This window comes from Streptomyces sp. SP18BB07 (assembly GCF_036322545.1).
GTDB lineage: Bacteria > Actinomycetota > Actinomycetes > Streptomycetales > Streptomycetaceae > Streptomyces > Streptomyces deccanensis.
Map to the genome: position 1 here is coordinate 1 of NZ_JAQYWT010000244.1, position 17900 is coordinate 17900.

Annotated in this window: 31 protein-coding genes and 1 pseudogene; 1 reads left to right on the forward strand and 31 read right to left on the reverse strand. The window is 67.1% G+C overall.

The window, feature by feature from the left end; translation table 11 throughout:
• From PUR53_RS08210 to PUR53_RS08360, 31 genes and pseudogenes are all read right to left on the reverse strand, one after another.
• Positions 1-307, reverse strand: a pseudogene (locus PUR53_RS08210) (DNA-directed RNA polymerase subunit alpha); the annotation flags it as partial.
• A 134-nt stretch (positions 308-441) separates the two neighbouring features.
• Positions 442-846 carry a 30S ribosomal protein S11 gene (rpsK, locus tag PUR53_RS08215; protein ID WP_003956432.1) on the reverse strand — a complete coding sequence of 135 codons (405 nt, stop codon included), beginning with the start codon at positions 844-846 and terminating at the stop codon, positions 442-444.
• Positions 847-916: 70 nt separating this feature from the next.
• The gene (rpsM, locus tag PUR53_RS08220; protein ID WP_005481202.1) at positions 917-1297 is read right to left on the reverse strand and encodes a 30S ribosomal protein S13; all 381 of its coding nucleotides are present in this window, start codon (positions 1295-1297) and stop codon (positions 917-919) included.
• Between the two features lie 198 nt (positions 1298-1495).
• On the reverse strand, positions 1496-1609 hold the full coding sequence (gene rpmJ / locus PUR53_RS08225; RefSeq protein WP_003998809.1) for a 50S ribosomal protein L36: 114 nt from the start codon (positions 1607-1609) through the stop codon (positions 1496-1498).
• Between the two features lie 29 nt (positions 1610-1638).
• The gene (gene infA, locus PUR53_RS08230; RefSeq protein ID WP_003948620.1) at positions 1639-1860 is read right to left on the reverse strand and encodes a translation initiation factor IF-1; all 222 of its coding nucleotides are present in this window, start codon (positions 1858-1860) and stop codon (positions 1639-1641) included.
• Positions 1861-2087: 227 nt separating this feature from the next.
• Positions 2088-2924 carry a type I methionyl aminopeptidase gene (map, locus tag PUR53_RS08235; RefSeq protein ID WP_329895749.1) on the reverse strand — a complete coding sequence of 279 codons (837 nt, stop codon included), beginning with the start codon at positions 2922-2924 and terminating at the stop codon, positions 2088-2090.
• A gap of 130 nt (positions 2925-3054) precedes the next feature.
• Entirely contained in the window at positions 3055-3717 is a 663-nt protein-coding gene (locus PUR53_RS08240) for an adenylate kinase (protein WP_329895748.1), read from the reverse strand.
• Positions 3717-5030, reverse strand: a complete 1314-nt coding sequence (secY, locus tag PUR53_RS08245; protein WP_329895747.1) for a preprotein translocase subunit SecY — start codon at positions 5028-5030, stop codon at positions 3717-3719. The genes PUR53_RS08240 and secY overlap by 1 nt, the downstream gene beginning before the upstream one ends.
• A 242-nt stretch (positions 5031-5272) precedes the next feature.
• Complete coding sequence (gene rplO / locus PUR53_RS08250; protein ID WP_007384079.1) at positions 5273-5728, reverse strand: 50S ribosomal protein L15; 456 nt, start codon at positions 5726-5728, stop codon at positions 5273-5275.
• 2 nt (positions 5729-5730) lie between these two features.
• Complete coding sequence (gene rpmD, locus PUR53_RS08255; RefSeq protein WP_005481207.1) at positions 5731-5913, reverse strand: 50S ribosomal protein L30; 183 nt, start codon at positions 5911-5913, stop codon at positions 5731-5733.
• Positions 5913-6521 carry a 30S ribosomal protein S5 gene (gene rpsE / locus PUR53_RS08260; protein WP_013001409.1) on the reverse strand — a complete coding sequence of 203 codons (609 nt, stop codon included), beginning with the start codon at positions 6519-6521 and terminating at the stop codon, positions 5913-5915. The genes rpmD and rpsE overlap by 1 nt, the downstream gene beginning before the upstream one ends.
• A 39-nt stretch (positions 6522-6560) precedes the next feature.
• Complete coding sequence (gene rplR / locus PUR53_RS08265; RefSeq protein ID WP_005481210.1) at positions 6561-6944, reverse strand: 50S ribosomal protein L18; 384 nt, start codon at positions 6942-6944, stop codon at positions 6561-6563.
• A 3-nt stretch (positions 6945-6947) separates the two neighbouring features.
• Positions 6948-7487 (reverse strand): 50S ribosomal protein L6, encoded by a 540-nt coding sequence (rplF, locus tag PUR53_RS08270; protein ID WP_329895746.1) that lies wholly within the window; start codon positions 7485-7487, stop codon positions 6948-6950.
• 24 nt (positions 7488-7511) lie between these two features.
• A complete protein-coding gene (gene rpsH / locus PUR53_RS08275) occupies positions 7512-7910 on the reverse strand; it encodes a 30S ribosomal protein S8 (protein ID WP_013001411.1) in 399 nt (132 codons plus the stop codon).
• Between the two features lie 215 nt (positions 7911-8125).
• Positions 8126-8311 (reverse strand): type Z 30S ribosomal protein S14, encoded by a 186-nt coding sequence (locus PUR53_RS08280; RefSeq protein WP_003948630.1) that lies wholly within the window; start codon positions 8309-8311, stop codon positions 8126-8128.
• Positions 8312-8316: 5 nt separating this feature from the next.
• Positions 8317-8874 carry a 50S ribosomal protein L5 gene (gene rplE / locus PUR53_RS08285; protein WP_005481216.1) on the reverse strand — a complete coding sequence of 186 codons (558 nt, stop codon included), beginning with the start codon at positions 8872-8874 and terminating at the stop codon, positions 8317-8319.
• Positions 8874-9197: a 50S ribosomal protein L24 gene (rplX, locus tag PUR53_RS08290; RefSeq protein ID WP_149825917.1), complete on the reverse strand. Its 324-nt coding sequence runs from the start codon at positions 9195-9197 to the stop codon at positions 8874-8876. The genes rplE and rplX overlap by 1 nt, the downstream gene beginning before the upstream one ends.
• Before the next feature lie 2 nt (positions 9198-9199).
• Positions 9200-9568, reverse strand: coding sequence for a 50S ribosomal protein L14 (rplN, locus tag PUR53_RS08295; RefSeq protein ID WP_003992364.1), 369 nt, complete (start codon positions 9566-9568; stop codon positions 9200-9202).
• Between the two features lie 97 nt (positions 9569-9665).
• Positions 9666-9953 carry a 30S ribosomal protein S17 gene (rpsQ, locus tag PUR53_RS08300; protein WP_037694127.1) on the reverse strand — a complete coding sequence of 96 codons (288 nt, stop codon included), beginning with the start codon at positions 9951-9953 and terminating at the stop codon, positions 9666-9668.
• Complete coding sequence (gene rpmC, locus PUR53_RS08305) at positions 9953-10177, reverse strand: 50S ribosomal protein L29 (RefSeq protein WP_030671810.1); 225 nt, start codon at positions 10175-10177, stop codon at positions 9953-9955. Before rpmC ends, rpsQ begins: the two co-directional genes overlap by 1 nt.
• On the reverse strand, positions 10177-10596 hold the full coding sequence (rplP, locus tag PUR53_RS08310) for a 50S ribosomal protein L16 (RefSeq protein ID WP_004927269.1): 420 nt from the start codon (positions 10594-10596) through the stop codon (positions 10177-10179). Before rplP ends, rpmC begins: the two co-directional genes overlap by 1 nt.
• A gap of 5 nt (positions 10597-10601) precedes the next feature.
• Entirely contained in the window at positions 10602-11429 is an 828-nt protein-coding gene (rpsC, locus tag PUR53_RS08315) for a 30S ribosomal protein S3 (protein WP_030039758.1), read from the reverse strand.
• Complete coding sequence (rplV, locus tag PUR53_RS08320; RefSeq protein ID WP_184904641.1) at positions 11429-11776, reverse strand: 50S ribosomal protein L22; 348 nt, start codon at positions 11774-11776, stop codon at positions 11429-11431. Before rplV ends, rpsC begins: the two co-directional genes overlap by 1 nt.
• Before the next feature lie 42 nt (positions 11777-11818).
• Complete coding sequence (gene rpsS / locus PUR53_RS08325) at positions 11819-12100, reverse strand: 30S ribosomal protein S19 (protein WP_033528345.1); 282 nt, start codon at positions 12098-12100, stop codon at positions 11819-11821.
• Positions 12101-12112: 12 nt separating this feature from the next.
• A complete protein-coding gene (gene rplB / locus PUR53_RS08330; protein WP_055517283.1) occupies positions 12113-12949 on the reverse strand; it encodes a 50S ribosomal protein L2 in 837 nt (278 codons plus the stop codon).
• A 38-nt stretch (positions 12950-12987) separates the two neighbouring features.
• Positions 12988-13407, reverse strand: a complete 420-nt coding sequence (gene rplW, locus PUR53_RS08335; protein ID WP_239756732.1) for a 50S ribosomal protein L23 — start codon at positions 13405-13407, stop codon at positions 12988-12990.
• Positions 13407-14066 (reverse strand): 50S ribosomal protein L4, encoded by a 660-nt coding sequence (gene rplD / locus PUR53_RS08340; RefSeq protein WP_329895745.1) that lies wholly within the window; start codon positions 14064-14066, stop codon positions 13407-13409. The genes rplW and rplD overlap by 1 nt, the downstream gene beginning before the upstream one ends.
• A 7-nt stretch (positions 14067-14073) precedes the next feature.
• A complete protein-coding gene (gene rplC, locus PUR53_RS08345) occupies positions 14074-14718 on the reverse strand; it encodes a 50S ribosomal protein L3 (RefSeq protein ID WP_005481233.1) in 645 nt (214 codons plus the stop codon).
• 17 nt (positions 14719-14735) lie between these two features.
• Entirely contained in the window at positions 14736-15044 is a 309-nt protein-coding gene (gene rpsJ, locus PUR53_RS08350) for a 30S ribosomal protein S10 (RefSeq protein ID WP_003948644.1), read from the reverse strand.
• Positions 15045-15455: 411 nt separating this feature from the next.
• On the reverse strand, positions 15456-15698 hold the full coding sequence (locus PUR53_RS08355) for a hypothetical protein (protein ID WP_329895744.1): 243 nt from the start codon (positions 15696-15698) through the stop codon (positions 15456-15458).
• Positions 15699-15738: 40 nt separating this feature from the next.
• Positions 15739-16167, reverse strand: coding sequence for a DUF1275 family protein (locus PUR53_RS08360; protein WP_329907872.1), 429 nt, complete (start codon positions 16165-16167; stop codon positions 15739-15741).
• On the opposite strand from PUR53_RS08360, the gene PUR53_RS08365 reads away from it, so the two are divergent.
• Positions 16166-17890, forward strand: coding sequence for an RNA ligase family protein (locus PUR53_RS08365; RefSeq protein ID WP_329907873.1), 1725 nt, complete (start codon positions 16166-16168; stop codon positions 17888-17890). The two genes, PUR53_RS08360 and PUR53_RS08365, sit on opposite strands and share 2 nt — an antisense overlap.
• Positions 17891-17900: the final 10 nt, after the last annotated feature.

A 17900-nucleotide genomic window follows, 5' to 3' on the forward strand; every position in this document is an offset into this window, starting at 1 on the left:
CCGGACCCTGCTTGCGCAGGTACATCACGACCGGCTCGTCGTGCTCCGAGGAGACGACCAGCTGCTTGATGTTGAGGATCAGGTCGGTGACGTCCTCCTTGACGCCCGGCACGGTGGTGAACTCGTGCAGGACACCGTCGATCCGGATGCTGGTGACAGCCGCACCGGGGATCGACGACAGGAGCGTGCGACGGAGGCTGTTGCCGAGGGTGTAGCCGAAGCCCGGCTCCAGCGGCTCGATCACGAACCGGGAGCGGAATTCGTCGACGACCTCTTCGGTCAACGAGGGACGCTGAGCGATCAGCATGGAGTGAATCCTTCAGTCATGGGCGCCCGCTATTTGACGCCCTTGAGAACTACAAGGGTACGGGCGGTATAGCCCCGAAGAGCCATACCGCCCGAAAACCTCAGACCCAGCAACCGTGGATCCGACCCGAAGGGTCAGACGCGGCGGCGCTTGGGCGGACGGCAGCCGTTGTGCGGGGTGGGCGTGACGTCCTGGATGGAGCCGACCTCGAGACCGGTCGCCTGGAGCGAACGGATGGCCGTCTCACGACCCGAGCCCGGGCCCTTGACGAACACGTCGACCTTGCGCATGCCGTGCTCCTGCGCGCGACGGGCGGCCGACTCGGCGGCCATCTGCGCGGCGAACGGCGTGGACTTGCGGGAGCCCTTGAAGCCGACGTGGCCGGCGGAGGCCCAGGAGATCACGTTGCCCGAGGGGTCCGTGATGGAGACGATCGTGTTGTTGAACGTGCTCTTGATGTGCGCGTGGCCGTGAGCGACGTTCTTCTTTTCCTTGCGGCGCACCTTCTTGGCAGCGCCCTGACGACCCTTGGGGGGCATCTACAAACTCCTACGGGGAGGTGGTCGGTCCTACAGCGAAGACCGCTGATGAAGCGTTGTCCGCTGAGGACTACTTCTTGCCCGGCTTCTTCTTACCGGCGATGGCGCGACGCGGGCCCTTGCGGGTGCGGGCGTTGGTGCTGGTGCGCTGACCGCGGACGGGCAGACCACGACGGTGACGGAGACCCTGGTAGCAGCCGATCTCGACCTTGCGGCGGATGTCGGCCTGGACCTCGCGACGGAGGTCACCCTCGGTCTTGATGTTGTTGTCCACGTACTCGCGGATCGCGACGAGCTGCTCCTCGGAGAGGTCGCGGACGCGGGTGTCGGGGTTGACGCCGGTCGCTGCCAGCGTCTCCTGGGAGAGGGTCCGGCCGATGCCGAACACATAGGTGAGGGCGACCTCCACGCGCTTGTCGCGCGGGATGTCAACACCGGAAACGCGTGCCATTCAATGGCTCCTGGTGATTGTCGGAGGTCTTCCACAGAACCGGCTCCCGGCCGCCGTACCAGGTACGAACCGGGTCCCCGGCCTCCGAGCCGGGGGTGTCAGACACCGTGCGGCGCCTGGGTCCTGCGTATGAACAAATTCAGCTCGCGTCGCGCGAATCCCTGCGATGAAGATGCAGAGGGAGTGGTCGAACGTGCGTCAGCCCTGGCGCTGCTTGTGGCGCGGGTTCTCGCAGATGACCATGACCCGACCGTGACGGCGGATCACCCTGCACTTGTCGCAGATCTTCTTGACGCTCGGCTTGACCTTCATGGGATCGAGGTTCTCCGAGTCAGAGGGATCTACTTGTAGCGGTAGACGATCCGGCCACGCGTCAGGTCGTACGGAGACAGCTCCACCACGACCCGGTCGTCAGGGAGGATGCGGATGTAGTGCATACGCATCTTGCCGCTGATGTGTGCCAGGACCTGGTGGCCGTTCTGGAGCTCGACCTTGAACATGGCGTTCGGCAGAGACTCGACGACAGTGCCCTCGATCTCGATGGCACCTTGCTTCTTGGCCACGCTTCGCCCTTCGAATCGACTACCTTGATCGACTCCACGTAACCGAATGAAGACACACGGAAACACGAGAGCCGACGAGTCAGTCTACGCCAGGGCCTCCAGAAACACGAATTCGGTATGCATGCCCAAGGCGGAAGATCCTTACTCCGCCCCGCAGGAGCGCCCCTGAAAGGGGCGCGGGGAACTGCGCGACCAGCCCCCACCCACCCGCGCCCGGCAACGCGAACTCAGCCCACCGGATCAGGCGCCGCAATGATCCCGTGCTCCGCCAGCTTCGCCTTGCCCCCGTCGGGAGCGGTCAGCACCAGCGGCCCCTGCTCGGTCAGCGCCACGGAGTGCTCCCAGTGCGACGACCACGTCCCGTCCGTGGTCACCACGGTCCAGTCGTCCGCCAGGACCTCCGTCTTCGGCGTACCCAACGACACCATCGGCTCGATCGCGAGGCAGAAGCCCGGCACCAGCTTCGGCCCCTTGCCCCGCCGCCGCTCGACGTAGTTCAGCAGGTGCGGGTCCATGTGCATCTCGGTCCCGATGCCGTGGCCGCCGTAGTCCTCGACGATCCCGTACTTCCCCCCGCCCGGCTTCGGCTGCCGGCGGATGTACGTCTCGATGGCCCGGGAGACGTCCACGAGCCGGTTGCCCAGCTTCATCGCGGCGATACCGGCCCACATGGACTCCTCGGTCACCCGCGACAGCTCGAGGAGCTCCGGAGCGTGACCGGACCCCACGAACGCGGTGTAGGCGGCGTCCCCGTGCCAGCCGTCGACGATCGCGCCGCAGTCGATGGAGATGATGTCGCCGTCCTTCAGGACGACCTCGTCGCTGGGGATCCCGTGGACCACGACCTCGTTCACCGAGGTGCAGATGGTCGCCGGGAAACCGCCGTACCCGAGGAAGTTCGACTTGGCCCCGTGCTCCGCGAGCACCTTGCGGGCGACCTCGTCGAGATCCTTCGTGGAGGCGCCCGGCACGGCGGCCTCCCGGGTGGCCGCGTGGATGGCGGCGACGACCAGCCCCGCCTCACGCATCTTGGCGATCTGCTCGGGACTCTTGATCTGCACCATGGGGGCCTGCGCTCTCCGTCTTCCTTCTTGTCCACGAGGCACGAGATCTCGTTCTCGCGTTTTTGCCTACACAACAGTACGGCCGCGGCGCCCCTCACGGGCACCGCGGCCGACGTACCGACCCGACGACCTAGTTGTCGTCGTTCTCGCGCTTGAGCGCCTCCATGGCGCGCTGGGTGACTTCCTCCACCGGGCCGAGGGCCGAGATCGTCACCACGAGGCCCTGGGCCTTGTAGTAGTCGATGATCGGCTCGGTCTGGGTGTGGTAGACCTCCAGGCGCTTGCGGACGGTCTCCTCGGAGTCGTCGTCACGCTGGTACAGCTCGCCGCCGCAGGCGTCGCAGACACCTTCCTGCTTCGGCTTCTTGTACGTGACGTGGAAGACGTGGGCGGAGTCGTTCCGGCAGATGCGCCGGCCGGCGATCCGCTTGACGACCTCCTCCTCGGGGACCTCCAGGTCCAGCACCGCGTCCAGGTTCATGGACTCGTCCTGGAGCGTCACGTCCAGCGCCTCGGCCTGCGAGACGTTGCGCGGGAAGCCGTCGAGCAGGAAGCCGTGCTCGGCGTCCGGCTGCTCCATGCGGTCCTTGGCCATCGCGATGGTGACCTCGTCCGGCACCAGCTCGCCCTTGTCCATGTAGGACTTCGCGAGTTTGCCGAGCTCCGTCTGCTTGCTGATGTTGGCCCGGAACAGGTCGCCCGTGGAGATGTGCGGGATCGACAGGTTCTGGGCGAGGAACGCGGCCTGCGTTCCCTTACCGGCACCCGGCGGCCCGACGAGGACGATACGCATCAGCGGAGGAACCCTTCGTAATTGCGCTGCTGGAGCTGGCTCTCGATCTGCTTCACCGTCTCCAGACCCACACCCACGATGATCAGGATGCTGGTACCGCCGAACGGGAAGTTCTGGTTGGCCCCAAGGGGTGCCAACGCCATTGTCGGCACGAGAGCGATCAGACCCAGGTACAGCGAACCCGGCCAGGTGATCCGGTTGAGTACGTAGCTCAGGTACTCAGCGGTCGGTCGGCCAGCCCGGATTCCCGGGATGAAGCCACCATACTTCTTCATGTTGTCCGCGACTTCCTCGGGGTTGAACGAGATGGCCACGTAGAAGAAGGCGAAGAAGATGATCAGGAAGAAGTAGATCGTGATATGGGCCGGCGCGGCGGTGTCCGCCAGGTTCTCCGTGACCCAACTCGCCCAGCCTGCCGTGGAGTTCGAGAACTGCACGATGAGGGCCGGAATGTAGAGCAGCGACGAGGCGAAAATCACAGGAATGATGCCCGCCTGGTTGACCTTCAGCGGGATGTAGGTCGACGTGCCGCCGTAGGAACGGCGACCGATCATGCGCTTCGCGTACTGGACCGGAATGCGGCGCTGGGCCTGCTCGACGAAGACCACGAGCGCGACCATGACCAGACCGACGGCGATCACGATGCCGAACTCGATCCAGCCGCCCGCCAGGTCGCCCTGCTCCTTGATGGCCCACAGCGCGGACGGGAAGGTGGCGGCGATCGAGATGAACATCAGGATCGACATGCCGTTGCCGATGCCGCGGTCGGTGATGAGCTCACCGAGCCACATGACGAGGGCCGTACCGGCGGTCATGGTGATGACCATGACCATGGTGGTGAAGATCGAATCGTCGGGGACGATCAGACCGGCCTGCGCACAGCCGCTGAAGAGCGAGCCGCTGCGGGCGGTGGCCACCAGGCCGGTGCCCTGAAGGATCGCCAGGGCCACCGTCAGGTAACGCGTGTACTGCGTGATCTTCGCCGTGCCGGCCTGCCCCTCCTTCTTCAGGGCTTCCAGACGCGGGATCACCACGGTCAGCAGCTGCAGAATGATGCTCGCCGTGATGTACGGCATGATGCCGAGCGCGAAGACCGTGATCTGTAGCAGCGCACCACCACTGAACATGTTCACGAGACCGAAGAGGCCGGAGTTCGTCTGGGCCTGGTCGATGCAGAACTGGACGGCGGTGTAGTCGACACCCGGGATCGGGATGTGTGTGCCGATCCGGTAGATCACGATGATGCCGAGCGTGAAGAGCAGCTTCTTGCGCAGGTCGGGCGTCTTGAACGCCCGGGCGAACGCGGTGAGCACGGTGCCTCCTGCGACCCCCGCGCTACTGCGTCAAGGGTGACGGTTTTGAGATTCTGATGGGGACGACTTACGTAACGTTTAACTGCCGCGACGAGTGCCCGAATGAGAGCACCCTGTGAAAACGGGCAGCGCAGGTCACCTTACCGGCGAGACTGCTTCCCTTGGAACGACCAACCGGGGATACCCCATTTGTGGGGTATCCCCGGTCGGGATCGCTCAAGTCATCGAGACACCTGGTGTGTTCAGACGAGCTCGGTGACGGTACCGCCGGCGGCGGTGATCTTCTCCTTGGCGGAGCCGGAGACGGCGTCGACCGTCACCTGCAGCGCCACGGAGATCTCGCCCTGGCCGAGGACCTTGACGAGGCTGTTCTTGCGAACGGCACCCTTGGCCACGAGGTCCTCGACGGTGACCTCGCCACCCTCGGGGTACAGCGCGCCCAGCTTGTCGAGGTTCACGACCTGGAACTCGGTCTTGAACGGGTTCTTGAAGCCCTTCAGCTTCGGAAGACGCATGTGGAGGGGCATCTGGCCACCCTCGAAGCGCTCCGGAACCTGGTAGCGGGCCTTCGTACCCTTGGTACCACGACCAGCCGTCTTACCCTTCGACGCCTCACCACGACCGACACGGGTCTTCGCGGTCTTGGCACCGGGGGCGGGACGGAGGTTGTGGATCTTGAGCGGGTTGTTCTCCGCCATGATCAGTCGACCTCCTCGACCGTCACGAGGTGGCGGACGGTGTGCACCATGCCGCGGAACTCGGGGCGGTCCTCCTTGACGACCTGCGTGTTGATGCCCTTGAGACCAAGGGAACGCAGGGTGTCACGGTGGTTCTGCTTGCTGCCGATGTACGACTTCGTCTGCGTGATCTTGAGCTGTGCCATTACGCAGCACCAGCCCCGGCACGCGCACGCAGCAGAGCCGCGGGAGCGACGTCCTCGAGGGGCAGACCACGGCGGGCCGCGATCTCCTCGGGACGCTGCAGACCCTTCAGGGCCTCCACGGTCGCGTGCACGATGTTGATCGCGTTCGACGAACCGAGCGACTTCGACAGGATGTCGTGCACACCGGCGCACTCGAGCACGGCACGCACCGGGCCACCGGCGATGACGCCGGTACCGGGGGAAGCAGGCTTGAGCAGGACGACGCCCGCGGCCTTCTCGCCCGTGATCGGGTGCGGGATGGTGCCCTGGATACGGGGGACCTTGAAGAAGTGCTTCTTGGCCTCCTCAACACCCTTGGCGATGGCGGCCGGCACCTCCTTGGCCTTGCCGTAACCGACACCCACGGTGCCGTCACCATCGCCCACTACGACGAGCGCAGTGAAGCTGAAGCGACGACCACCCTTCACAACCTTGGCGACGCGGTTGATCGCGACAACGCGCTCAACGTACGCGGTCTTCTCGGCGGCAGCTGCGCCGCCGTCACGGCCCTTCCGGTCCCGCCGCTCGCCGCCACCGGCACCGCCACCGCGGCGCTGGGGTCCAGCCATTGGATTTACCTCTCTCTTTCCGCTAGCTACGCAGCGAGCTCAGAACTTGAGCCCGGCCTCGCGGGCGGCGTCGGCCAGGGCCGCGATGCGACCCGCGTACCGGTTACCACCTCGGTCGAACACAACGGCCTCGACACCGGCGGCCTTGGCACGCTCGGCGACCAGGGCGCCGACCTTGCCGGCCTGCGCCGACTTGTCCTCGGACGCACCGCGGATCGACGAGTCCAGGGTGGACGCCGACGCAAGGGTGTGACCCTTGAGGTCGTCGATCACCTGGGCCACGATGTGGCGGTTCGAGCGGGTCACGACCAGGCGGGGACGCTCAGCCGTACCGTTGACCTTCTTACGGATCCGGATGTGGCGCCGCTTGATGGCTGCACGCTTGTAAGCGTCGCCCTTAGCGATCTTCGTACCGTATGCCATGGCTTACTTACCCGCCTTTCCGACCTTGCGGCGGATGACTTCGCCCTCGTACTTGACGCCCTTGGCCTTGTACGGGTCGGGCTTGCGCAGCTTGCGGATGTTGGCCGCAACCTCGCCGACCTTCTGCTTGTCGATGCCCTCGACCTGGAAGCGGGTCGGGGTCTCCACCTTGAAGGTGATGCCCTCGGGCGCCTCGACGGTGATCGGGTGGCTGTAGCCGAGCGCGAACTCGAGGTTCGAACCCTTGGCCTGCACGCGGTAACCGACACCGCTGATCTCGAGCTTCTTCACGTAACCCTGGGTCACGCCGGTGATCATGTTCGCCACCAGCGTGCGGGACAGGCCGTGCAGGGCCTTGCTCTGACGCTCGTCGTTGGGGCGGGTGACGTTCAGAACGCCGTCCTCACCCTTGGCGATCTCGATCGGCGAAACGACGGTGTGGGTCAGCGAGCCCTTGGGACCCTTGACCGAGACCGTCTGGCCGTCGATGGTGACGTCCACGCCGGCGGGAACCGTGATGGGGAGCTTGCCAATGCGCGACATAGCTGTTTCCTCCGTTCCCTTCCGCTACCAGACGTAGGCGAGAACTTCTCCGCCTACGCCCTTCTTGCCGGCCTGCTTGTCGGTGAGGAGCCCGTGCGACGTGGAGATGATCGCCACGCCGAGGCCGCCCAGCACCTTTGGCAGGGAGGTGGACTTCGCGTACACCCGGAGACCGGGCTTGGAGATCCGCTTGATGCCCGCGATGGAGCGCTCACGGTTCGGGCCGAACTTCAGCTCGAGGACGAGGTTCTTGCCGACCTCGGCGTCCTCGACCTTCCAGCCCGTGATGAAGCCCTCCTGCTGGAGGATCTCCGCGATGTGAGACTTGATCTTCGATGCCGGCATCGTCACGGAGTCGTGGTATGCCGAGTTCGCGTTCCGCAGACGCGTAAGCATGTCTGCGATCGGATCAGTCATGGTCATGAATTGGCCTTCGGCCTCTCTCGCCGGGGTTTCCTGTATGCGCCATCCCTCTCCCCACTCGGTGGCGGGACGGGTGCGGTGCGGGGACCTACGGCGTAGTAAGTCGTACGGGCTACCGTCAGGCGCCCAACCCTCCAAGCCTAAGCCATGGATGGGTGGGCGCCTGACACGCCCAGTGCTTACCGAGAGCTTCGGGAATCCCTGAAAAGCAGGGACTACCAGGAGCTCTTGGTCACGCCCGGCAGCTCGCCACGGTGAGCCATCTCACGGAGGCACACGCGGCACAGGCCGAACTTGCGGTACACGGAGTGGGGACGGCCGCAGCGCTGGCAGCGCGTGTAGCCACGCACGCCGAACTTGGGCTTGCGAGCAGCCTTCGCGATCAGAGCCTTCTTCGCCATCTCGCTCACGCCTCCTTGAAGGGGAAGCCGAGGTGACGAAGGAGGGCGCGGCCCTCAGCGTCGTTGGTCGCCGTGGTCACCACGGTGATGTCCATACCCCGGGTACGGTCGATCTTGTCCTGGTCGATCTCGTGGAACATGACCTGCTCGGTGAGACCGAAGGTGTAGTTGCCACGGCCGTCGAACTGCTTGGGGGACAGACCACGGAAGTCGCGGATGCGCGGGAGCGCGAGCGACAGGGTGCGGTCCAGGAACTCCCACATGCGGTCGCCACGGAGTGTGACGTGGGCACCGATCGGCTGGCCCTCACGCAGCTTGAACTGCGCGATGGACTTGCGGGCCTTGGTGACGGCCGGCTTCTGACCGGTGATCGTGGTGAGGTCGCGGATGGCGCCCTCGATCAGCTTGGAGTCGCGGGCTGCGTCGCCCACACCCATGTTGACCACGATCTTGACGAGGCCGGGGGTCTGCATGACGTTCTCGTAGGAGAACTCTTCCTGCAGCTTGCCCGCGATCTCCTCGCGGTACTTCGTCTTGAGACGCGGAGTCGTGGTGGTAGCCATCAGATGTCCTCACCCGTCCGCTTGGCAACGCGAACCTTGTTGCCCTCGTCGTCGAAGCGGTAACCGACACGCGTGACGACCTTCTTGCCGTCCTTCTCCACGACCAGCTGGACGTTGGAGACGTGGATCGGGGCCTCGGTCGTGACGATGCCACCGGCCTGCGAACCCTTGGCGGTCGGGCCGGCCTTGGTGTGCTTCTTGACCCGGTTGACACCCTCGACCAGGACGCGGTCCTCGCGGGGGAAGGCCGCGATGACCTTGCCCTGCTTGCCCTTGTCCTTACCGGTGATGACCTGGACCAGGTCGCCCTTCTTGATCTTCATGCTTACAGCACCTCCGGCGCGAGCGAGATGATCTTCATGAACTTCTTCTCGCGCAGCTCCCGGCCCACCGGGCCGAAGATACGGGTGCCACGAGGGTCGCCGTCGTTCTTGAGAATGACGGCGGCGTTCTCGTCGAAGCGGATGTACGAGCCGTCCGGACGGCGGCGCTCCTTGACGGTGCGAACGATGACCGCCTTGATGACGTCACCCTTCTTCACGTTGCCGCCGGGGATCGCGTCCTTGACGGTGGCGACGATGACGTCACCGATGCCCGCGTAGCGGCGACCGGAGCCACCGAGCACACGGATGCAAAGGATCTCCTTCGCACCAGTGTTGTCGGCGACACGCAGTCGCGACTCCTGCTGGATCACGTCTATCTCCTGATTGTCTGCCGGTTCCCCAACGGGGCTGAATGATCAGCCCCGTTGGAGCCTGGCGGAACTGTCCTGCGGGTTTGCCCGCAGGAAATTACTTGGCCTTCTCGAGGATCTCGACGACGCGCCAGTGCTTCGTGGCGGACAGCGGCCGGGTCTCCATCAGGAGGACGCGGTCGCCGATGCCGGCGGCGTTCTGCTCGTCGTGAGCCTTGAGCTTGCTCGTGCTGCGGATGACCTTGCCGTACAGGGCGTGCTTCTTGCGGTCCTCGACGGCGACGACGACGGTCTTGTCCATCTTGTCGCTGACGACGATGCCCTCACGGGTCTTGCGGAATCCGCGCGCCTCGGTGTTCGTCTCAGTCACGTTGTTCTCGCTCATCAGGCGTTCTCCACCGTTTCGATGCCCAGCTCACGCTCGCGCATCAGGGTGTAGATCCGCGCGATGTCCTTGCGGACCGCCTTCAGACGGCCATGGTTCTCGAGCTGTCCGGTCGCCGCCTGGAAGCGGAGGTTGAACAGTTCTTCCTTGGCTTCGCGGAGCTTGTTCAGCAGCTCCTCGTCACCCAGCTCGCGCAGCTCGGACGCCTTGGTACCGGCCGACATCACGCTTCACCTGCCTCGCGCTTGACGATCCGGCACTTCATCGGCAGCTTGTGGGCTGCGCGAGTCAGGGCCTCACGGGCGATCTTCTCGTTGGGGTAGGACAGCTCGAACATGACCCGGCCCGGGTGCACGTTCGCGATCCACCACTCCGGCGAACCCTTACCGGAACCCATGCGGGTCTCGGCGGGCTTCTTCGTGAGCGGGCGGTCCGGGTAGATGTTGATCCAGACCTTGCCGCCACGCTTGATGTGGCGGGTCATCGCGATACGGGCCGCCTCGATCTGGCGGTTGGTCACGTACGCCGGCGTGAGGGCCTGAATGCCGTACTCGCCGAACGCGACCGTCGTACCGCCCTTGGCCTGACCACGGCGCTTCGGGTGGTGCTGCTTGCGGTGCTTGACCCTACGGGGGATCAGCATGTCGGTCAGGCCTCCGTTCCGGTGCTCTCAGCCGGAGCGGCGGCGGCGGGAGCCTCGGCCTTGGGGGCCTCGGCGCCGGCAGCCTGCTGCGGCTTGCGACCGCGCCGCTCGCCACCGCGGCCACCACGGGCCGGGCGGTCTGCACCGCCACCGCGAGCCGGGCGGTTACCCGCACGGGCGGCAGCGTTCTCGGCGCGGACCTCGGCGATGTTCTTGACATCGCCCTTGTAGATCCAGACCTTCACACCGATGCGGCCGAAGGTCGTCTTGGCCTCGAAGAAGCCGTAGTCCACGTTCGCGCGGAGCGTGTGCAGGGGCACACGGCCCTCGCGGTAGAACTCCGAGCGGGACATCTCGGCGCCACCGAGGCGGCCACCGCACTGGATCTTGATGCCCTTGGCGCCCGCCTTCATCGCCGACTGCATGCTCTTACGCATGGCGCGACGGAAGGAGACGCGGGAGGAGAGCTGCTCGGCGACGGCCTGAGCAACCAGCTGAGCGTCCGTCTCGGGGTTCTTGACCTCGAGGATGTTCAGCTGGACCTGCTTGCCCGTGAGCTTCTCGAGGTCACCGCGGATGCGGTCGGCCTCGGCGCCACGGCGGCCGATGACGATGCCCGGACGCGCGGTGTGGATGTCCACACGGACACGGTCACGGGTGCGCTCGATCTCGACCTTGGAGATGCCGGCGCGCTCCATGCCGGACGTCATCATCCGACGGATGGCGACGTCTTCCTTGACGTAGTCCTTGTACAGCTTGTCGGCGTACCAACGCGACTTGAAGTCGGTCGTGACACCGAGCCGGAACCCATGCGGGTTTACCTTCTGGCCCATTACCGGGTTCCTTCCTTGCTGCTGACGACCACGGTGATGTGGCTGGTCCGCTTGCGGATCCGGTAGGCACGGCCCTGCGCACGCGGACGGAACCGCTTCAGGGTCGGGCCCTCGTCGACGTACGCCTCGCTGATGAACAGCGAGGAGGCGTCCGTGTGGTCGTAGTTGTGCGCGGCGTTGGCGATGGCGCTGTCCAGCACCTTGCCGACCGGCACGCTCGCGGCCTGCGGGGCGAAACGCAGGACCGCCTGAGCCTCCGTGGCGTCGAGGCCACGGATGAGGTCCACCACGCGGCGGGCCTTCATGGGCGTGACGCGGATGTACCGCGCCTGGGCCCTGGCTTCCATGGTTGTCCTTCCAGTGTCTGTCATGGTCATTCCACCCCGCTGTTAGCGGCGCTTCGACTTCCGGTCGTCCTTGACGTGACCCCGGAAGGTGCGCGTCGGCGAGAACTCGCCGAGCTTGTGGCCGACCATCGACTCGGTGACGAACACCGGAATGTGGGTCTTGCCGTTGTGCACCGCGATCGTGTGGCCGAGCATGGCCGGGATGATCATCGAGCGACGGGACCAGGTCTTGATGACGTTCTTGGTGCCTGCTTCGTTCTGGGCGTCCACCTTCTTGATCAGGTGGTCGTCGACGAAGGGCCCCTTCTTGAGACTGCGCGGCATCTAAACCCGCTCCTAGCGCTTCTTGTTCGTCTTGCGGCGGCGGACGATGTACTTGTTCGAAGCCTTCTTCGGCGAACGAGTACGACCCTCCTTCTGACCCCAGGGGCTGACCGGGTGGCGACCACCGGAGGTCTTGCCCTCACCACCACCGTGGGGGTGGTCAACCGGGTTCATCGCCACACCGCGGACGGTCGGGCGGACGCCCAGCCAGCGCTTGCGGCCGGCCTTGCCCCAGTTGATGTTGCTCTGCTCGGCGTTGCCGACCTCGCCGACGGTGGCGCGGCAGCGCACGTCGACCAGGCGAATCTCACCGGACGGCATGCGGAGGTGGGCGTAGGCGCCCTCCTTCGCGAGCAGCTGCACGGAGGCACCGGCGGAGCGGGCGAACTTGGCGCCGCCACCGGGACGGAGCTCGATCGCGTGGATCGTGGTACCGACCGGGATGTTGCGGAGCGCCAGGTTGTTGCCCGGCTTGATGTCGGCCCCGGGACCGTTCTCCACGCGGTCGCCCTGCTGCAGGTTGCGCGGGGCGAGGATGTAGCGCTTCTCGCCGTCCGCGTAGTGCAGCAGCGCGATGCGCGCGGTGCGGTTGGGGTCGTACTCGATGTGCGCGACCTTCGCCGGCACGCCGTCCTTGTCGTGACGACGGAAGTCGATCACGCGGTAGGCGCGCTTGTGTCCGCCACCCTGGTGGCGAACGGTCACACGACCGGCGTTGTTACGGCCGCCCTTGCTGTGCAGGGGGCGGACCAGCGACTTCTCCGGCGTGGACCGCGTGATCTCGACGAAGTCGGCGACGCTGGAACCACGACGGCCCGGCGTAGTCGGCTTGTACTTGCGGATTCCCATTTCTCAGTCCTCGTCCGATATCGGACGATCCGACCCGCTTACGCGGTCGGACCGCCGAAGATGTCGATACGGTCGCCCTCGGCAAGGGTCACGATCGCGCGCTTGCTGTCGGCACGCTTGCCGAAGCCCGTGCGGGTCCGCTTGCGCTTGCCCTGGCGGTTGATCGTGTTGACCCCGGTGACCTTGACCGAGAAGACCGCCTGGACGGCCTGCTTGATCTGGGTCTTGTTGGCGCCGGGAGCCACGATGAACGTGTACTTGCCCTCGTCGAGAAGCGCGTAGCTCTTCTCCGACACGACCGGCTTCAGCAGCACGTCACGGGGGTCCGTGAACGCCTTGCTGGGCGCGGTGACGACGGTGTTCTTGCCCTCGGCCTCGTGGCGACGCGCCTTGGCGACGCGCGCGGCCTTGGCGGCCTTGGCCGCCTTGGAGGCGATGGAGGGGTGACGGATAGCCATCAGCCTTCAGTCCCTTCGGTGTCGTTGGCCTTGTTCGGGCCGGACACGAAGGACTCCAGGGCGCCCTGGGTGAAGACCACATCGTCGGAGACGATCACGTCGTACGTGTTCAGCTGGCCCGGCTCCAGGATGTGGACCTGGGGCAGGTTGCGGGCGGAGAGCCACGCGGCCTCGTCGGCACGCTCGACGACCAGGAGCAGGTTCTTGCGCTCCGAGATCTTGCCGAACAGCGACTTCGCGGCCTTCGTGGACGGGTTCTCGCCCTCGATCACGCCGGAGACGACGTGGATGCGGTTGTGGCGGGCCCGGTCGGTGAGGGCGTGGCGCAGGGCCGCGGCCTTCATCTTCTTCGGGGTCCGCTGCGAGTAGTCACGCGGCACGGGACCGTGCACGACGCCACCACCGGCGAACTGCGGCGCGCGGGTCGAGCCCTGACGGGCGCGGCCGGTGCCCTTCTGCCGGTAAGGCTTCTTACCGCCACCACGGACTTCGCCGCGGGTCTTGGTCTTGTGCGTGCCCTGGCGGGCAGCCGCGTTCTGCGCGACGACGACCTGGTGGATCAGCGGGATGCTGACCTTCTCCACGCCGAAGATCTCCGCGGGGAGTTCGACGCTTCCGGTCTTCTCGCCGGCAGGCGAAAGGATGTCAACAGTGCTCATCGGTACCTCAGGCCCCCTTGGCCGCGGTGCGGACCAGGACGAGGCCGCCGTTCGGACCGGGAACCGCGCCCTTGATGAGCAGCAGACCCTTCTCCGCGTCAACGGCGTGGACGGTCAGGTTCTGGGTGGTGACCCGCTCGTTGCCCATGCGACCCGCCATGCGGAGGCCCTTGAACACACGGCCCGGGGTGGCGCAGCCACCGATGGAGCCGGGAGAGCGGTGCTTGCGCTGGGTGCCGTGACCGGCGCCGAGGCCCTTGAAGTTGTGACGCTTCATGACACCGGCGAAGCCCTTGCCCTTGCTCTTGCCGGTCACGTCCACCTTGACGCCGGCCTCGAAGACCTCGGCGGAGATCTCCTGGCCCAGCGTGTACTCGGAGGCGTCCGCGGTGCGGATCTCGACGAGGTGGCGGCGGGGGGTGACGTCGGCCTTGGCGAAGTGGCCCTTGAGGGGCTTGTTCACCTTGCGCGGGTCGATCTCGCCGAAGGCGATCTGGACCGACTCGTAGCCGTCGACATCGTTCGTACGGACCTGGGTCACGACGTTGGGGCCGGCCTTGACGACGGTGACCGGAACAACACGGTTGTTCTCGTCCCACACCTGCGTCATGCCGAGCTTCTCGCCCAGGATGCCCTTGATCTGCTTAGCCATTCTCAGCTCACCGACCCTCAGAGCTTGATCTCGATGTCGACACCGGCCGGGAGGTCGAGTCGCATCAGAGAGTCAACGGTCTTGGGCGTCGGGTCGAGGATGTCGATCAGGCGCTTGTGCGTGCGCATCTCGAAGTGCTCGCGCGAGTCCTTGTACTTGTGCGGCGACTTGATGACGCAGTACACGTTCTTCTCAGTGGGCAGCGGCACCGGGCCCGCGACCGACGCACCAGTGCGCGTCACCGTCTCGACGATCTTCTTCGCCGAGGAGTCGATGACCTCGTGGTCGTAGGCCTTGAGCCGGATGCGGATCTTCTGTCCCGCCATGGCTACTCAGTAGTCCTTTGTCTCGTTTAACGCTCTGGAACCCGGTGTTCCGTCACCCGCTCCTCCGACCCACGCGGTCGGGCGTGTCGCGCTTCCACTGACACAGATGCCCCTTGTTCGAGCATCCCCAGTCCTGGGAAACGCGGCCCCACCTTCAGCCGCCGAGCCGGGGGCGGAAGCCCACCGGGTGCCTGGCCTGTGCCGCACTGACACTTCCCGAAAGATTCCCGTACGTCCGCTCCAGCGCTGCCATGAGGCAGTTGGGGCGACGAGTACTGTGGGACTCGCTTCCGGTCCTCCCGGCGGGAGGCGCGCAGCATCAACACTCGACCGAGCAACCCCGCTAGTCTGCCATACGGCGCAGCGCCTCCGCCAATCGAGCCGGAGAGATTACCCCGAGAGTGACGGAGGTCAAACCCGGGTGTCGGCACCCTCGCCGTGCGGGGCCTCGCCCGGGGTGTCCGTGTCGCGGTCGGGGTACACGAGGCGGGCTCCGAGGCTGATCGCCCCCAAGGACGCCAGCGCCAGCGCGGTGCGTAACCATCTCATCCCCCCGGTCCATTCCTGAGGTGCACCGAGGGCCAGCCAGAGACAGACGCAGATGCCGGTGAGCATGGTGGCCGCACCGGCGAGACGGCTTGCTGAGACAGTCATGCGCCCATGATCCACAGCCGTTTCGCGGGAGCATCCTGATTCAGCCGGGCGCCGACGGACGCCGACGCGGCACCGCCCAGTACACCGCGCCCAGGGCCAGAACCAGCGCGGCGGGCAGCAGGACCACCGCCGGGTGGACGTGCTCGTGCAGGAGCCACGCGCCCAGCAGGCCCCCGGCGAACATCGCGCCGACCGAGGTGAGGCGGCGGCCCTCGTTCGTGGCCCCCGAGCCGATGCGGGTGTCGGACAGCAGGGGCAGGCCGCCGAGGAGCGCGGTCAGGGCGCGTGTGGACACCGTCGTGGGCAGGTCGGGGACCCGCGCCCGCAGGGTGGTGACGTTGCGTACGCCCATGGCCCCGGCAACCAGGACGACCACGGTGAAGTGCGGGCCATAATCCGCTCGCCCACCCCCACGCCCCACTCCTACGCTGATCAGGTAAGTCGGCCGGCACGGGGAAATGTCCATCATGCGCACGCACTATCCGCGGACCCGGCATCTGCCCTGGTCCCCCGGCGCGACCGCCGACGATCTGCGGGTCACCGACCTGTCCGGCCTGCGCGGCCGGGAGGTCGTCGTGACCGAGAAACTCGACGGCGAGAACACCACGCTGTACCGCGACGGCGTGCACGCCCGCTCACTCGACTCCGCGCACCACCCCTCCCGTACCTGGGTCAAGGCGCTTCAGGCCCGGATCGGCCACGCCGTCCCGCCGGGTTGGCGGGTGTGCGGCGAGAACATGTTCGCCCGCCACTCCCTCGCCTACGACGACCTGGACAGCTGGTTCTACGGCTTCTCAGTGTGGGACGCGGACGGGCGCTGCCTGGGCTGGGACCGGACGGTGGAGCTGCTGCGCGGACTCGGCATCCCCGTGCCGCGCGTGCTGTGGCGGGGCGTGTTCGACGAGAGGGCGCTGCGCGCGCTGCGGCTGGACCTCGGGCGGCAGGAGGGGTACGTCGTCCGGGTCGTGGACGGTTTCGCCGCGGACGAGTTCGGTACGCGCGTCGCCAAGTGGGTGCGGGCCGGGCATGTGCGGACGGACACCCACTGGATGCACGCGGCCGTCGTGGAGAACGGGCTGGGGGCGCGTGCGCCGCTGTGGGCGGTGCGCTCCGGCGCACCCGTGGACGCCGACACGCTGGCGGAGGCCGTCGGACTGCCCGGCCAGGGGGACAGGGAGGCGGTGGCCCGCTTCGACGCGGAGGGGCGCACCGGGGACGAGCGGCTCGCCGGCGCCCTGGCCGCGCTGCTGCACGAGCACGCCCCGGGCGGCCGGCGGGCCCGGGTGGCCGCGCGGCTCGCCGGGGCCGTGGGCATGCCGCTCGCCCGGCGGGTGGCCGACCTCGTGGGGCTGCACTCCGCGCTCCACCGGCCGTACCCGGACGAGGACCGCCCCACCGGCCTGGCGCGGCTCTCCCTCGCCGCCGATCTCGGGCTGCTGCACGCGGTCGCCCGCGCCACGGCGGCCACGGACGAGGCTCGCGAGCAGGTCGAATGGTCGGCGCTGCACGCCGAGGAGGTGCCGGGCCTCGACGAGGAGGCCCTGGCGGAGGCGTTCGCCGAACTGCCGCCGGAGGCGGCCGTCCGGTGCCGGGCCGAGGCGCGGGAGGCGTACGCGCGGGGGCGCATCGGTGGGGGCGGGTTCGTCGGGGGTGGAGGCGGGTCCGCCGGGGGTGGGGGCGGCTCCACGGGCGAGGCCGTCGCGGCGACGTGGCGGTGGCGCTCGGGGGCCTTTCCGAGGCTGGTCCAGCTGGTGGGTCCGGCCGGCAGCGGCAAGAGCACGTTCGCGCGGGGGCTCACGGGCGTGGACGCGTATGTGTCGCTGGACGATCTGCGCGAGGCGCGCGGCGACCGGGCCGACCAGCGCGCCAACGCGGACGTGCTGCGCGCGGGGCTCCACCGGCTGGACGGGGCGCTGGCCGCCGGCGGGACCACGGTGTGGGACGCCACCTGCCTCACGCACCAGCAGCGCTCGCTGGTCCACGCGGTCGCCCACCGCCGCGACGCCCTGGTCACCCACGCCGTGGTCCTGGTCGACGAGGACGAGCTGGTCCGCCGCAACGGCCGCCGCGAGCACCCCGTGCCGCCGGACGTGCTCACCGCCCAGCTGCGCCGCTTCGCCCCGCCGTATCCGGGCGACGCGCACCGCACCTGGTACGTGGGGGCGAGCGGGACCATGGAGGACGAGCACTGAGGAAGAGGGC

Excerpts from the sequence above, each read along its gene's own strand:
- rpsK (WP_003956432.1), bottom strand. The coding sequence starts at position 846 with ATGCCCCCCAAGGGTCGTCAGGGCGCTGCCAAGAAGGTGCGCCGCAAG.
- rpsM (WP_005481202.1), bottom strand. The coding sequence starts at position 1,297 with ATGGCACGCGTTTCCGGTGTTGACATCCCGCGCGACAAGCGCGTGGAG.
- rpmJ (WP_003998809.1), bottom strand. The coding sequence starts at position 1,609 with ATGAAGGTCAAGCCGAGCGTCAAGAAGATCTGCGACAAGTGCAGGGTG.
- map (WP_329895749.1), bottom strand. The coding sequence starts at position 2,924 with ATGGTGCAGATCAAGAGTCCCGAGCAGATCGCCAAGATGCGTGAGGCG.
- PUR53_RS08240 (WP_329895748.1), bottom strand. The coding sequence starts at position 3,717 with ATGCGTATCGTCCTCGTCGGGCCGCCGGGTGCCGGTAAGGGAACGCAG.
- rplO (WP_007384079.1), bottom strand. The coding sequence starts at position 5,728 with ATGGCGGAGAACAACCCGCTCAAGATCCACAACCTCCGTCCCGCCCCC.
- rpmD (WP_005481207.1), bottom strand. The coding sequence starts at position 5,913 with ATGGCACAGCTCAAGATCACGCAGACGAAGTCGTACATCGGCAGCAAG.
- rpsE (WP_013001409.1), bottom strand. The coding sequence starts at position 6,521 with ATGGCTGGACCCCAGCGCCGCGGTGGCGGTGCCGGTGGCGGCGAGCGG.
- rplR (WP_005481210.1), bottom strand. The coding sequence starts at position 6,944 with ATGGCATACGGTACGAAGATCGCTAAGGGCGACGCTTACAAGCGTGCA.
- rplF (WP_329895746.1), bottom strand. The coding sequence starts at position 7,487 with ATGTCGCGCATTGGCAAGCTCCCCATCACGGTTCCCGCCGGCGTGGAC.
- rpsH (WP_013001411.1), bottom strand. The coding sequence starts at position 7,910 with ATGACCATGACTGATCCGATCGCAGACATGCTTACGCGTCTGCGGAAC.
- PUR53_RS08280 (WP_003948630.1), bottom strand. The coding sequence starts at position 8,311 with ATGGCGAAGAAGGCTCTGATCGCGAAGGCTGCTCGCAAGCCCAAGTTC.
- rplE (WP_005481216.1), bottom strand. The coding sequence starts at position 8,874 with ATGGCTACCACCACGACTCCGCGTCTCAAGACGAAGTACCGCGAGGAG.
- rplX (WP_149825917.1), bottom strand. The coding sequence starts at position 9,197 with ATGAAGATCAAGAAGGGCGACCTGGTCCAGGTCATCACCGGTAAGGAC.
- rpsQ (WP_037694127.1), bottom strand. The coding sequence starts at position 9,953 with ATGAGCGAGAACAACGTGACTGAGACGAACACCGAGGCGCGCGGATTC.
- rpmC (WP_030671810.1), bottom strand. The coding sequence starts at position 10,177 with ATGTCGGCCGGTACCAAGGCGTCCGAGCTGCGCGAGCTGGGTGACGAG.
- rplP (WP_004927269.1), bottom strand. The coding sequence starts at position 10,596 with ATGCTGATCCCCCGTAGGGTCAAGCACCGCAAGCAGCACCACCCGAAG.
- rpsC (WP_030039758.1), bottom strand. The coding sequence starts at position 11,429 with ATGGGCCAGAAGGTAAACCCGCATGGGTTCCGGCTCGGTGTCACGACC.
- rplV (WP_184904641.1), bottom strand. The coding sequence starts at position 11,776 with ATGGAAGCCAGGGCCCAGGCGCGGTACATCCGCGTCACGCCCATGAAG.
- rpsS (WP_033528345.1), bottom strand. The coding sequence starts at position 12,100 with ATGCCGCGCAGTCTCAAGAAGGGGCCCTTCGTCGACGACCACCTGATC.
- rplB (WP_055517283.1), bottom strand. The coding sequence starts at position 12,949 with ATGGGAATCCGCAAGTACAAGCCGACTACGCCGGGCCGTCGTGGTTCC.
- rplW (WP_239756732.1), bottom strand. The coding sequence starts at position 13,407 with ATGGCTATCCGTCACCCCTCCATCGCCTCCAAGGCGGCCAAGGCCGCC.
- rplD (WP_329895745.1), bottom strand. The coding sequence starts at position 14,066 with ATGAGCACTGTTGACATCCTTTCGCCTGCCGGCGAGAAGACCGGAAGC.
- rplC (WP_005481233.1), bottom strand. The coding sequence starts at position 14,718 with ATGGCTAAGCAGATCAAGGGCATCCTGGGCGAGAAGCTCGGCATGACG.
- rpsJ (WP_003948644.1), bottom strand. The coding sequence starts at position 15,044 with ATGGCGGGACAGAAGATCCGCATCCGGCTCAAGGCCTACGACCACGAG.
- PUR53_RS08355 (WP_329895744.1), bottom strand. The coding sequence starts at position 15,698 with ATGACTGTCTCAGCAAGCCGTCTCGCCGGTGCGGCCACCATGCTCACC.
- PUR53_RS08365 (WP_329907873.1), top strand. The coding sequence starts at position 16,166 with ATGCGCACGCACTATCCGCGGACCCGGCATCTGCCCTGGTCCCCCGGC.
- PUR53_RS08360 (WP_329907872.1), bottom strand. The coding sequence starts at position 16,167 with ATGATGGACATTTCCCCGTGCCGGCCGACTTACCTGATCAGCGTAGGA.